This window comes from Streptomyces sp. NPDC002676 (assembly GCF_053592455.1).
In genome coordinates, this window is sequence record NZ_JBSFVT010000001.1 from 1,087,147 (window position 1) to 1,099,002 (window position 11,856).

General features: G+C 68.6%; 12 protein-coding genes and 1 riboswitch. Of the genes, 9 read left to right on the forward strand and 3 right to left on the reverse strand.

Translation table 11 applies throughout. The features are described from left to right. Window positions 1-9: 9 nt before the first annotated feature. On the reverse strand, window positions 10-411 hold the full coding sequence (locus tag ACWD3E_RS05165) for a hypothetical protein (protein ID WP_451386151.1): 402 nt from the start codon (window positions 409-411) through the stop codon (window positions 10-12). Between the two features lie 146 nt (window positions 412-557). On the opposite strand from ACWD3E_RS05165, the gene ctaE reads away from it, so the two are divergent. The 6 genes from ctaE (at window position 558) to ACWD3E_RS05195 (ending at window position 7,682) form a co-directional block, all read left to right on the forward strand. Continuing rightward, entirely contained in the window at window positions 558-1,178 is a 621-nt protein-coding gene (gene ctaE, locus ACWD3E_RS05170) for an aa3-type cytochrome oxidase subunit III (RefSeq protein ID WP_451351671.1), read from the forward strand. Window positions 1,179-1,252: 74 nt separating this feature from the next. Beyond that, complete coding sequence (qcrC, locus tag ACWD3E_RS05175) at window positions 1,253-2,065, forward strand: cytochrome bc1 complex diheme cytochrome c subunit (RefSeq protein ID WP_451386152.1); 813 nt, start codon at window positions 1,253-1,255, stop codon at window positions 2,063-2,065. Next, the gene (qcrA, locus tag ACWD3E_RS05180; protein ID WP_451386153.1) at window positions 2,062-3,120 is read left to right on the forward strand and encodes a cytochrome bc1 complex Rieske iron-sulfur subunit; all 1,059 of its coding nucleotides are present in this window, start codon (window positions 2,062-2,064) and stop codon (window positions 3,118-3,120) included. The genes qcrC and qcrA overlap by 4 nt, the downstream gene beginning before the upstream one ends. Beyond that, on the forward strand, window positions 3,117-4,748 hold the full coding sequence (gene qcrB / locus ACWD3E_RS05185; RefSeq protein ID WP_451386154.1) for a cytochrome bc1 complex cytochrome b subunit: 1,632 nt from the start codon (window positions 3,117-3,119) through the stop codon (window positions 4,746-4,748). Before qcrA ends, qcrB begins: the two co-directional genes overlap by 4 nt. A 132-nt stretch (window positions 4,749-4,880) precedes the next feature. Further along, window positions 4,881-5,945 (forward strand): anthranilate phosphoribosyltransferase, encoded by a 1,065-nt coding sequence (gene trpD, locus ACWD3E_RS05190; protein WP_451386155.1) that lies wholly within the window; start codon window positions 4,881-4,883, stop codon window positions 5,943-5,945. An 89-nt stretch (window positions 5,946-6,034) separates the two neighbouring features. Next, window positions 6,035-6,151, forward strand: a riboswitch (SAM riboswitch). 169 nt (window positions 6,152-6,320) lie between these two features. Continuing rightward, a complete protein-coding gene (locus tag ACWD3E_RS05195) occupies window positions 6,321-7,682 on the forward strand; it encodes an aminotransferase class V-fold PLP-dependent enzyme (protein ID WP_451386156.1) in 1,362 nt (453 codons plus the stop codon). Between the two features lie 35 nt (window positions 7,683-7,717). Here the strand turns inward: ACWD3E_RS05195 and ACWD3E_RS05200 are convergent, their stop codons facing one another. Together ACWD3E_RS05200 and ACWD3E_RS05205 are read right to left on the reverse strand one after the other, a co-directional pair. Then, window positions 7,718-7,999 (reverse strand): Lrp/AsnC family transcriptional regulator, encoded by a 282-nt coding sequence (locus ACWD3E_RS05200; protein ID WP_451351665.1) that lies wholly within the window; start codon window positions 7,997-7,999, stop codon window positions 7,718-7,720. Then, a complete protein-coding gene (locus tag ACWD3E_RS05205) occupies window positions 7,996-8,739 on the reverse strand; it encodes a rhomboid family intramembrane serine protease (RefSeq protein ID WP_451386157.1) in 744 nt (247 codons plus the stop codon). The genes ACWD3E_RS05200 and ACWD3E_RS05205 overlap by 4 nt, the downstream gene beginning before the upstream one ends. Before the next feature lie 165 nt (window positions 8,740-8,904). On the opposite strand from ACWD3E_RS05205, the gene ACWD3E_RS05210 reads away from it, so the two are divergent. The 3 genes from ACWD3E_RS05210 to ACWD3E_RS05220 all read left to right on the forward strand — a co-directional run bounded on the left by ACWD3E_RS05210 (window position 8,905) and on the right by ACWD3E_RS05220 (window position 11,775). Next, window positions 8,905-9,144, forward strand: coding sequence for a hypothetical protein (locus ACWD3E_RS05210; protein WP_451351663.1), 240 nt, complete (start codon window positions 8,905-8,907; stop codon window positions 9,142-9,144). A 38-nt stretch (window positions 9,145-9,182) separates the two neighbouring features. Beyond that, entirely contained in the window at window positions 9,183-10,526 is a 1,344-nt protein-coding gene (locus tag ACWD3E_RS05215; protein WP_451386158.1) for an NYN domain-containing protein, read from the forward strand. Window positions 10,527-10,737: 211 nt separating this feature from the next. Further along, window positions 10,738-11,775 (forward strand): NlpC/P60 family protein, encoded by a 1,038-nt coding sequence (locus tag ACWD3E_RS05220; protein ID WP_451386498.1) that lies wholly within the window; start codon window positions 10,738-10,740, stop codon window positions 11,773-11,775. Window positions 11,776-11,856 lie beyond the last annotated feature (81 nt).

Below are 11,856 nucleotides of genomic sequence, written 5' to 3' on the forward strand. Positions count from 1 at the left end.
CCCGAGCTGTCAGGCGCTCAGCAACCGCTGCTGACGCAGCAGGGAAGCCAGCGCAGAGGCGAACTCGACCGGATCCACCGGCAGGGTGACCGCCGCGTCGGCCCGGCTCCACGTGGCGAGCCAGGCATCCTGCGGCCGGCCGATGAGCAGAAGCACCGGCGGGCAGTTGAACACCTCGTCCTTGATCTGCCGGCACACCCCCATGCCCCCCATGGGCACGGCCTCGCCGTCCAGGACGCAGACGTCGATGCCGCCCTTCTCCAGCTCCCTGACGACGGCGCCCGGAGTCGCGCACTCCACGAACTCGACCTGGGGCACGTCCGGTGCGGGCCTGCGCCCGGTGGCCAGCCGTACCTGTTCGCGGGTGTTGGAGTCGTCGCTGTAGACCAGCACAGTGGCGGTCGGCTGCATTGTTCCTCCGAGACGTCAGCGTCGTACGGACAGGGCCGTTTGGGGCGGATGTTACTCCCATGAACACCACGTCAACACCGGTTCGGACGGCAGCAACACTCCGAACGGCACCCCCCGGAGTGAGCGCGAGATAAGCGACCGACATAATGTCGGTCGTGGCGACAGCAACGACAGTAGAAACCGGGCACGCGCACCCGTCGGTCAACAGGCCGAACCTCACCAGCGTCGGAACCATCATCTGGCTGAGTTCCGAGCTGATGTTCTTCGCGGCCCTCTTCGCGATGTACTTCACCCTCCGATCGGTGACCGGACCGGATCACTGGAAGGAGATGGCGCACGCGCTCAACGTGCCCTTCTCCGCGACGAACACCACGATCCTGGTGCTCTCCTCCCTCACCTGCCAGCTCGGCGTGTTCGCGGCCGAGCGCGGTGACGTGAAGAAGCTCCGTGGCTGGTTCATCCTCACCTTCGTCATGGGTGCCATCTTCGTCGGCGGTCAGATCTACGAGTACACGGAGCTGGTGAAGAAGGACGGGATCTCCCTGTCCTCCGACCCGTACGGCTCGGTGTTCTACCTGACCACCGGCTTCCACGGCCTGCACGTGACGGGCGGTCTGATCGCCTTCCTGCTGGTCCTCGGCCGCACCTACATGGCCAAGAGGTTCACGCACGAGCAGGCGACCGCCGCCATCGTCGTGTCCTACTACTGGCACTTCGTCGACGTGGTCTGGATCGGCCTCTTCGCCACGATCTACCTGATCAAGTAAGTCGGCGGGCCGCAGACGGCCACCGATCCATTCCAGAAGCATCGACGCAGAAGATCCTGACACCGGGGTAATCCGTGAAAAAGCTCTCCGCACGACGACGCCATCCGCTGGCGGCGGTCGTCGTCCTACTCTTCGCGCTGGCGGCCACTGGGGGGCTGTACGCCGCGTTCGCACCCGCGGGCAAGGCGCAGGCCGATGAAACCGCCCAGTCCCTGACGATCAAGGAGGGCAAGAAGCTCTACCAGGTCGGCTGCGCCAGCTGCCACGGCACCGGTGGCCAGGGCTCCTCCGACGGGCCGAGCCTGGTCGGTGTGGGTGCTGCGGCGGTCGACTTCCAGGTCGGCACCGGCCGTATGCCCGCGGCCACCTCGCAGGGCGCCCAGATCCCGCGCAAGAAGCCCGTGTACACGCAGGCCCAGATCGACCAGCTCGCCGCGTACATCGCGTCGCTGGGCGCCGGCCCGAGCGTGCCGACGAAGGCGCAGTACGGCCCGGACGGCGCGGACATCGGCAAGGGTGGCGAACTGTTCCGCACCAACTGCGCGCAGTGCCACAACTTCACCGGCAAGGGTGGTGCCCTCACCAAGGGCAAGTTCGCGCCGAGCCTTGAGGGCGTCGACCCGAAGCACATCTACGAGGCCATGCAGACGGGCCCGCAGAACATGCCGTCCTTCCCGGACACCACGCTGTCCTCGAAGAACAAGAAGGACATCATCGCGTACCTGAACGCGGTCAACGGCGACAAGACGGAGAACCCTGGCGGTCTGGAGCTGGGCGGCATCGGGCCGGTCAGCGAGGGTCTGTTCGCCTGGATCTTCGGTCTCGGCGCGCTGATCGCGGTCGCCGTGTGGATCGCCGCTCGGACCGCAAAGGCCAAGAAGTCATGAGTAGCAAAGACATTCCAGAAGAGAACCTGCCCGCTGAGCAGGACCACGCGCACGCTGCGGTAACCGTCGCGGACGAGGAGAACCCGTTCGCGGACCCGGGCCTGCCGCCGCACGAGCACCGGATCCAGGACATCGACGAGCGGGCCGCCAAGCGGTCCGAGCGCACGGTCGCCATGCTGTTCACGCTGGCGATGATCGGCACGGTCGGCTTCATCGCCGCGTACGTGGGGATCCCGAAGGACAAGTCGATCTTCGTGTTCCCGATCGGTCACCTCAGCGCGATGAACTTCGCGCTGGGTCTGACCCTGGGCCTGTCGCTGTTCTGCACCGGCGCGGCTGCGGTCCACTGGGCCCGCACGCTGATGTCCGACGTGGAGATCACCGACCAGCGGCACGCGATCGAGGCCGATCCCGAGACGCGGGCCAAGATCATCGAGGACTTCCAGCTGGGCACCCAGGAGTCGGGTCTCGGCCGGCGCAAGCTGATCCGCAACACGATGATCGGCGCGCTGTCCGTGGTTCCGCTCGCCGGTGTCGTGCTGCTGCGCGACCTCGGTCCGCTGCCCGGCACCTCCCTGCGCCACACGCTGTGGGCGAAGGGCAAGCTCCTCGTCAACATGAACACCAACGAGCCGCTGCGTCCCGAGGACGTCGCCGTCGGTTCGCTGACCTTCGCCAAGCCCGAGGGCCTGGAGGAGACCGACGAGGACTTCCAGAACCAGATCGCGAAGGCGGCCCTGATGATCGTCCGGCTGCAGCCGGAGAACATCAAGGACAAGCGGGAACTCGACTGGTCGCACGAGGGCATCGTCGCCTTCTCGAAGATCTGCACCCACGTCGGCTGCCCGATCTCGCTGTACGAGCAGCAGACGCACCACGTGCTGTGCCCGTGCCACCAGTCCACCTTCGACCTTTCCGACGGGGCCCGAGTCATCTTCGGTCCCGCCGGTCACGCCCTGCCGCAGCTGCGCATCGGCGTGAACGACGAGGGTTACCTCCAGGCGCTCGGCGACTTCGAGGAGCCGGTCGGTCCTGCATTCTGGGAGCGCGGATGAGTACTACCACCACTGAGTCTTCGCGCGGGAAGGCCTCGGGCGGCCAGCGCGTCGCCGACTGGGTCGACGGCCGCGTCGGGCTCTACACCCTGGCCCGCAGCAACATGCGGAAGGTCTTCCCCGACCACTGGTCGTTCATGTTGGGTGAGGTCTGCCTCTACAGCTTCACCATCATCATCCTCACGGGCGTCTACCTGACCCTGTTCTTCCACCCGTCGATGAACGAGGTGGTCTACCACGGCTCGTACGTGCCGCTGCAGGGTCAGCTGATGTCGGAGGCGTTCAGCTCGACGCTGCACATCTCCTTCGATGTGCGCGGTGGTCTGCTCGTCCGGCAGATCCACCACTGGTCCGCGCTGATCTTCCTCGCCGGCATGTTCGTGCACATGATGCGCGTCTTCTTCACCGGCGCGTTCCGCAAGCCGCGTGAGGTCAACTGGCTGTTCGGCTTCACGCTGTTCGTCTGCGGCATGTTCACCGGCTTCACCGGTTACTCGCTCCCGGACGACCTGCTCTCCGGCACCGGTGTCCGCTTCATGGAGGGCGCGATCCTGTCCGTGCCGATCGTCGGCACGTACCTGTCGTACTTCCTCTACGGCGGCGAGTTCCCGGGCCACGACTTCGTGGGGCGGTTCTACTCGATCCACATCCTGCTGCTGCCGGGCATCATGCTCGGCCTCGTGGCGGCGCACCTGATCCTGGTCTTCTACCACAAGCACACGCAGTACGCGGGTCCGGGCCGCAGCGAGAAGAACGTCGTCGGCATGCCGCTGCTGCCGGTCTACACGGCCAAGGCCGGAGGCTTCTTCTTCCTGGTCTTCGGTGTCATCGCGGGCATCGCCGCGGTCGCGCAGATCAACCCGATCTGGGCCATGGGCCCCTACCGTCCGGACCAGGTGTCCACCGGCGCCCAGCCCGACTGGTACATGGGCTTCGCCGAGGGTCTGATCCGCTTCATGCCGGGCTGGGAGATCAACCTGTGGGGCCACACGCTCGTCCTGGGCGTGTTCATCCCGCTGGTCCTCTTCCCGCTGGTCCTGGCGGCGATCGCGGTCTACCCGTTCATCGAGTCCTGGCTCACCGGCGACAAGCGCGAGCACCACATCCTGGACCGCCCGCGCAACGCGCCGACGCGCACCGCCTTCGGTGTCGCCTGGGTCACGATCTACATGATCACGCTGGTCGGCGGTGGCAACGACCTGTGGGCCACCCACCTCGACCTGTCGATCAACGCCGTCACCTGGTTCGTCCGGATCGGCTTCTTCGTCGGACCGGTCATCGCGTTCCTCCTCACCAAGCGGATCTGCCTCGGTCTGCAGCGCCGCGACCGCGAGAAGGTGCTGCACGGCCGCGAGACCGGCATCATCAAGCGCCTGCCGCACGGTGAGTTCATCGAGGTGCACGAGCCGCTCAGCCAGGAGCAGCTGCACACGCTCACGGCGCACGAGCAGTACAAGCCGCTCGCGCTCGGCCCGACGGTCGACAAGAACGGTGTCGAGCGGAAGGTGAAGGGGTCCGAGAAGCTGCGCGTCAAGCTCAGCAACGCCTACTACGGCGAGGACAACCAGATCGAGAAGCCGACTGTCGAGGAATACAAGGAGATCACGGCCGGTCACGGCCACCACTGATCCCCGCGTCGCCACGCCACGGTGAAGGGCCCCGTCCGCAACACGGACGGGGCCCTTCGCTGTGCTCGAGGATCGATAGGGTGGGAGTACAACTTTGTACGACCCTGTACTGGTACTCACTAGGAGCGGCTGATGAGCGCTGTGACCCCCGCTGGAGGCGACACCGCGGCGGGCCGTTCCTGGCCCGCCCTGCTGAACGGCCTGCTCGACGGCCGGGACCTGAGTGCCGACGACACCGCGTGGGCGATGGACCGGATCATGCGCGGTGAGGCGACCGACGCGCAGATCGCCGGGTTCGCCGTGGCACTGCGGGCCAAGGGACAGACGGTGCAGGAGATCACCGGCCTGGTCCGGACGATGTATGCGCACGCGAACGTGATCGAGGTGCCCGGCCGGACGGTCGACATCGTCGGCACGGGCGGCGACGGAGCCAAGACGGTGAACATCTCCACGATGTCCGCCCTCGTCGTCGCCGGCACGGGCGCGAAGGTCGTCAAGCACGGCAATCGGGCCGCGTCCTCGGCATCGGGGTCGTCCGACGTCCTGGAGCGGCTGGGCGTCAACCTCGACCTGACCCCGAAGCGGGTGGCGGAGGTCGCCGAGGCGGCCGGCATCACCTTCTGCTTCGCGGTGAAGTTCCACCCGGCACTGCGTCATGTGGGCGCGGCGCGCGGACAGTTGGGCATCCGGACCGTGTTCAACCTGCTCGGTCCGCTGACCAATCCGGCGAAGGTGAAGGCACAGGCGGTGGGGGTCGCCGTCGCCCGTGAGGCACCGATCGTCGCGGGGGTGCTCGCCGAGCGCGGCAACTCCTCCCTGGTCTTCCGCGGCGACGACGGCCTCGACGAGCTGACCACCACCTCCACCTCGCACGTCTGGGTCGTCCGGGACGGCAAGGTCTCCGAGCAGTCCTTCGACCCGCGGGACGTCGGCATCGAGCTGGTCCCCGTGTCCGCGCTCCAGGGCGGCGACCCGGCGTACAACGCCGACGTCGCCCGCCGGCTGCTGGACGGCGAGCGGGGCCCCGTACGCGACGCCGTCCTGCTGAACTCGGCGGCGGCCCTGGTCGCCCTGAACCCGACGGACGCCCCGCTGGCCGAGCAGCTCCGGGCCGGCATGGACAAGGCGGCGGAGTCGATCGACTCCGGGGCGGCCAAGCGGGTGCTGGAGCGCTGGGTGTCCGCCAGCAACGCCTAGGCCCGGTCGTCCACCGAGTTCCATATGTCGTCCCGCGATCCGGACACGGGTTGCGGGACGACGATCATTTCCCGTACGTTCCTGTACCAGGTCATGAGTGACAGTCATGAGGCCCCGGCCGACTGTCCGGCAACCCTCCGTCCGTGGCGGGGTGCCCCGGGTGAAGACCAGGTCGTAGGCAGTGAGGTCTACGGCAAGCGCGGACCCCTCGCACGCTTTCGACAAGTGTGGGGCCAGGGGTCCTGGTCATCGAGGGAGCCTTCCGTGAGCAAGCGAATGCGATAGGGCCGCCGAGCCCCGCCTCCGCATCCCCTTTTTCTCTTTCCGGCCCGTCTCTCACGGGCTCTTCTCGCCTGCCTCTCACGGGAGTTCGCCATGTCCGTCTCCACCGCTGCCGCCGACCAGTCTGTTTGTGCCCCTCTGCCTGTTCTGGGCCGGGATGTCACCGTCCCGCTCGTCACGGGCGGCGAAGTCACCTACGCGGCGCTCGACTACGCGGCCAGCGCCCCCGCCCTCCAGCGCGTCTGGGACGACGTGGCGGCCTACGCGCCCTACTACGGCAGTGTCCACCGCGGCGCCGGCTACCTCTCCCAGCTCTCCACGGACCTGTTCGAGAACGCCCGCAAGACCGTCGCCGAGTTCCTCGACTGCCGCGAGACCGACCAGGTGATCTTCACCCGTTCGACCACGGACTCCCTGAACCTCCTGGCCCGCACGCTCCCCGCCGACTGCCAGGTCTTCGTCTTCGAGACCGAGCACCACGCCTCCCTGCTGCCCTGGCAGGACGCGCAGGTCACCTACCTCAACGCCCCGCGCACCCCGCGGCAGGCCGTCGAGACCCTGGAGCGGGCCCTGGCCGACCGGGACCCCTACGGCCCGGCCCTGGTATGCGTCACCGGCGCCTCCAACGTCACCGGCGAGCTGTGGCCGGTGCGCGAGCTGGCCGCCGCCGCCCACACCCACGGCGCCCGGATCGTCCTGGACGCCGCCCAGCTGGCCCCCCACCACCCGCTGAGCGTCCGTGACCTGGACGTCGACTGGGTCGCCTTCTCCGGCCACAAGCTGTACGCCCCCTTCGGCTCCGGCGTCCTGGCCGGCCGCGCCGACTGGCTCCGGGCCGCCGAGCCGTACCTCGCGGGCGGGGGCGCCAGCCGCAAGGTCACCCGGCGCCAGGACGGCGGTGTGGACGTGGAGTGGCACGAGAGCGCCGCCCGGCACGAGGCGGGCTCCCCGAACGTCATCGGTGCCTACTCCATCGCGTCGGCCTGCAAGGCGCTCACCGAGGCCGGCTGGGACACCCTGGTCGCCCGTGAGCAGGACCTGATCGCCCGGGTCCGTGCGGGCCTCGCGGAGGTCCCGCAGGTGAGGGTGCTGTCCCTCTTCGGTGACGACGCCCCGCGCGTGGGCGTGCTCTCCTTCGTCGTCGACGGCTGGAACAGCTCCCACTTCGCCGCCGCGCTCTCCGCCGAGTACGGCATCGGCGTCCGCGACGGCCTCTTCTGCGCCCACCCGCTCGTCCGCACCCTGCTGGGCAGCGACCCGCAGACCCAGGGCGAGTGCGGCGCGCCGGAAGCCGCACCCGGCGAGAAGTCCCTCAACGCCATCCGTGTCAGCTTCGGCGCGGGCACCCCCGACGAACACGTCGAGCGCTTCGTCACCGCGGTGAAGGAACTGATCACCGAGGGCGCGCAGTGGACGTACCGGACCCAGGAGGGCCGCTGCGTACCGGCGGTGTGAGTTTCCCAGTGCCTGGTGAGGCGGTGTTCAGACGGTCAGGACTCCAGTCCGATCGAGAACGCCGCCTCAAGGTCGTGCTGCGAATACGTCCGGAACGCAACGTGCGTGTCCGTGGCCTCGACCCCCGGAATCTTGCTGATCCGCCCGGGAATCACCTCGGCCAGATCCTCGTGCTCCCGCACCCGCACCATGGCGATGAGATCGTACGTACCGGTGACGGAGAACACCTCGCTCACCGAATCCAGCGAAGCGACCTGCTCCGCGATCTCCGGGATCCGGTCCACGCTGGTCTTGATCAGAACGATCGCGGTGATCACGGTTGTTTCTCTCCCTCGGTGACCGGAGCTGGGGTGGCTTTCACTCTAGTCCCACGTCCGTAGCGCACCCACGCATAGACGAACCCCAGACCGAAGCCGACCAGGTGCGCCAGGTACGCCACCCCCGGCCCCTGCGTGGAGTGCCCCGCCGCCGCCCACTGCAGCGCCGCCCAGAACGGCAGCACGATCCACGCGGGGAACCGCATCGGCAGGAAGAACAGGAAAGGGAGCAGACTGGTGACGCGGGCGCGCGGGAACAGGTACAGAAACGCTCCGAGGACCGCCGAGATCGCTCCGGAGGCGCCGACCAGCGACTGTCCGGAGGTGGCGTTGGCGGCGGCGTACCCGAGCAGCGCCAGGTAGCCGCAGCCGACGTAGAACAGGGTGAACTCGACGCGGCCCATGCGCTCCTCGGTCAGTGCGCCGAAGACGAAGAGGAACAGCATGTTGCCGAGCAGATGCACCCAGCTGCCGTGCACGAACAGTGCCGTGGCCGGGGTGAGGGCCTCCCGGGCGGGCCCCTCGAACAGGTCGGAGGGGACCACGCCCCAGTGCCGGAAGTACGCCCGTTGCGCGGCGAACAGCGCGTCCCCTGTGCCGTACGCCCCGGTGAGCCCGGAGGCCGGTCCCAGTATGAAGATCAGGCCGCACAGGGCGATGAGGCCGTACGTCATGGGTGCCGAGGCGCCCCGGACGGCCCTGAGGGTCCGGCCGGCCGCCGTGCTCCGGTTGCTGATCATGAACACAGAGCATGACGTAACGGGACGCAAGCTGGCAGACTGCCTCGCCGCCGCGATCGGACGGGCGACGAGTACCCGCCAGGCCGTAGGGTTACGAGCCACACGCGTCGGGCACCGGCGCGGAGCGAGACGAGCACCAGCACGAGAAGGAAGCGAACAGGCACGATGACGGTTCCCCTGCCGACCGCCACGACGCGATGGCGCTGCGTCCTCTGTGGCAACCTCACCCGGTTCGACGTGACCCGCTCGTCGAAGGTCGTCGAGTACGTCCACCTCGATCTGGCCGGTGAGCCGACGGTGGAGGAGCGCGAGGTGGTCAGTGAGACCATCGAGTCGGTGCGCTGCCGCTGGTGCAACGCGGTGGATCAGGTGGAACTCGTGGATCGGCCGGGTGCCGACTCCTGAGAGGGAGGCGGCCCCGTACAGGTATTGGGGTGTGACGGATGGTGGAGACCGCAGGCGGGGGGCCGGGCGACGGCACCGCTGAGGTGCTTGACCGTCCGCTGCCCGACGGTGTGCGCCGCCGGGTCGTGCAGATCGTCTCGGACGGCTTCGGCGGTCTGACGGTGACGGAACTGCCCGCCCAGCTCAGGCAGTACGCCCGTTTCGCCCCGAACCGGCGGGCCAAGTTCGCCGGGAACGCGATGGCGGCGGCGCTGGAGACCGACCCGCTGTTCCGGCAGCGGATCGGCGAGAAGTTCAGAGAGGCGCAGCCGGAACTCGCCGGCGCCCTCGACTCCGGCTCCCCGCCCCCGGCCGCGGACCCGCTCGACGTGGCGGCTGCGGCCTATGTGCTGCGCCCCACGGGCTGGGTGAAGCTCGTGACCGCGGCCGGCGAGGAGGCCCAGCGCGCGGACGCCGAGCGGGCCGACGAGGAGAGCCGGGCCGAGCTGGAGCGGCTGCGCGAGGAACTGGCGCACGCCCGCGAGCAGACGCGGACGGAGACCGAACGGCTGCGCGCCGAGCTGGAGTCGGCGAAGAAGGAAGCCGAATCGCTTCACCGCAAGCTGCGCGCCGCGCTCAGCGACGTCAAGCGCGGGGAGGCCGCGCTGCGCAAGCTGCAGGGCGAGACCGAGGCCGCACGGGCCGAGGGACAGGCGCAGATCTCGGCCGCCGAGAGCGAGACCCGGCGGCTCAAGGGCCGCCTCGGCGAGGCGGAAGCCGCTCTGGAGGCGACCCGCAAGGCGGCCCGCGAGGGCCGCAGCGTGGAGGACATGCGGGTGCGGCTGCTGCTGGACACCCTGCTGGACGCCACCCAGGGCCTGCGCCGGGAGCTGGCCCTGCCGCCGGTCTCCGTGCGCCCGGCCGAGACGGTCGACGCGGTCGAGCCGGGGCGGATGACCCCGAAGGACATCGCGACGCGGGCCCTGTCCGAGAACGACCCCGCGATCCTTGACCAGTTGCTCGCGCTGCCTCAGGCGCATCTGGTGGTCGACGGCTACAACGTCACCAAGACCGGCTATCCGCAGATGCCGCTGGAGAAGCAGCGGCTCAGGCTCCTCGGCCAGCTCTCGGCGCTCGCCGCCCAGACCGGCGCCGAGGTGACCTGTGTCTTCGACGGCGCCGAACTGGCCGCGCCGGTGCTGCTCGCGCCGCCGCGCGGAGTGCGCGTGCTGTTCTCCAAGCCGGGGGTCACCGCGGACGAGCTGATCCGGCAGCTGGTGCGCGCCGAGCCGCCCGGCCGTCCGGTCATCGTCGCCTCCACCGACCGCGAGGTGGCCGACGGCGTCGCGCGCGCCGGTGCCCGGCCCGTCGCCTCTGCGGTACTTCTGAAGCGACTGTCCTGAAGGTCCAATGGACATGCGTAATGCCCGAATTGACCGACCTCGTACGCAACATAGGGTCAATCGAGCATCACTGCACGTGTGTTGAGTGCAAAGAATGCATTGCGTCACGTGGTTTTTTGCGGCGGGGATTTGATCTGATCAGGAGGGGGTCACTAGGGTCGGGGCTCGAACCTCCGAACGGGTGATCACTCACAAGAAGGAGTTCGCCTCCGTGGCGTCCCACCGTCGACCCAAGCAGCCGAGCCGTACGCGCGTCACCGTGCTGACCACCGCAGCCGCCGCTGCCGTCGTTCTCAGCGCGAACGCCGCCAATGCCGCGCCGAGCGAGAAGCTCAGCAAGGACGAGGTGAAGGCGAAGGTCGACAAGCTCTACGAGCAGGCGGAGCAGGCCACCGAGAAGTACGACGGGGCCAAGGAGAAGCAGCAGAAGCTGCAGAAGGAAATCTCCACGATCCAGGACAACGTCGCCCGCGGTCAGGAAGACCTCAACAAGCTGCGCGACGGCCTGGGTTCGCTGGCCACCGCCCAGTACCGTTCCGGCGGCATCGACCCCTCGGTGCAGCTCTTCCTGTCCTCCAACCCGGACGACTACCTCGACAAGGCCTCCACGCTCGACCAGTTGAGCAGCCAGCAGGTCGAGGCCCTGAAGAAGATTCAGGACAAACAGCGCGAACTCGCCCAGGAGCGGGCCGAGGCCACCGAGAAGCTCAAGGACCTCGCGGCCACCCGCACCGAGCTGGGCAAGAAGAAGACGGAAGTCCAGGCCAAGCTCGCCGAGGCGCAGAAGCTGCTCAACTCCCTGACCGCCAAGGAGAAGGCGCAGCTCGCCGCCGAGCAGGAGCGCGCCAACCGCTCCTCCACCCAGCGGGTGAACCTCGGTGACGCCCCGCCCTCCTCCGGCCGCGCCGCCGCCGCGTTCGCCGCCGCCCAGAGCCAGATAGGCAAGCCGTACGTCTACGGCGCCACGGGCCCCAACGCCTTCGACTGCTCGGGCCTGACCTCCTGGGCCTACGCCCAGGCCGGCGTCTCCCTCCCGCGCACCTCCCAGGCCCAGGCCAACGCGGGCACGAGGATCTACAACCAGTCCGACCTCAAGGTCGGCGACCTGGTCATCTTCTTCGGCGACTACCACCACGTCGGCCTGTACGCGGGCAACGGCCAGGTGCTGCACGCCCCGCACACCGGTGCCGTGGTGCGCTACGAGGCGATGAGCGACATGACGTTCGAGTTCGGCGTCCGCATCCAGTGAAACGCTGACAGGGGGCGCCCGAACGGGCGAATCCTGACAAGCGAAACTGACTCCACGCCCCGCCCATGACCTGCGTCATAG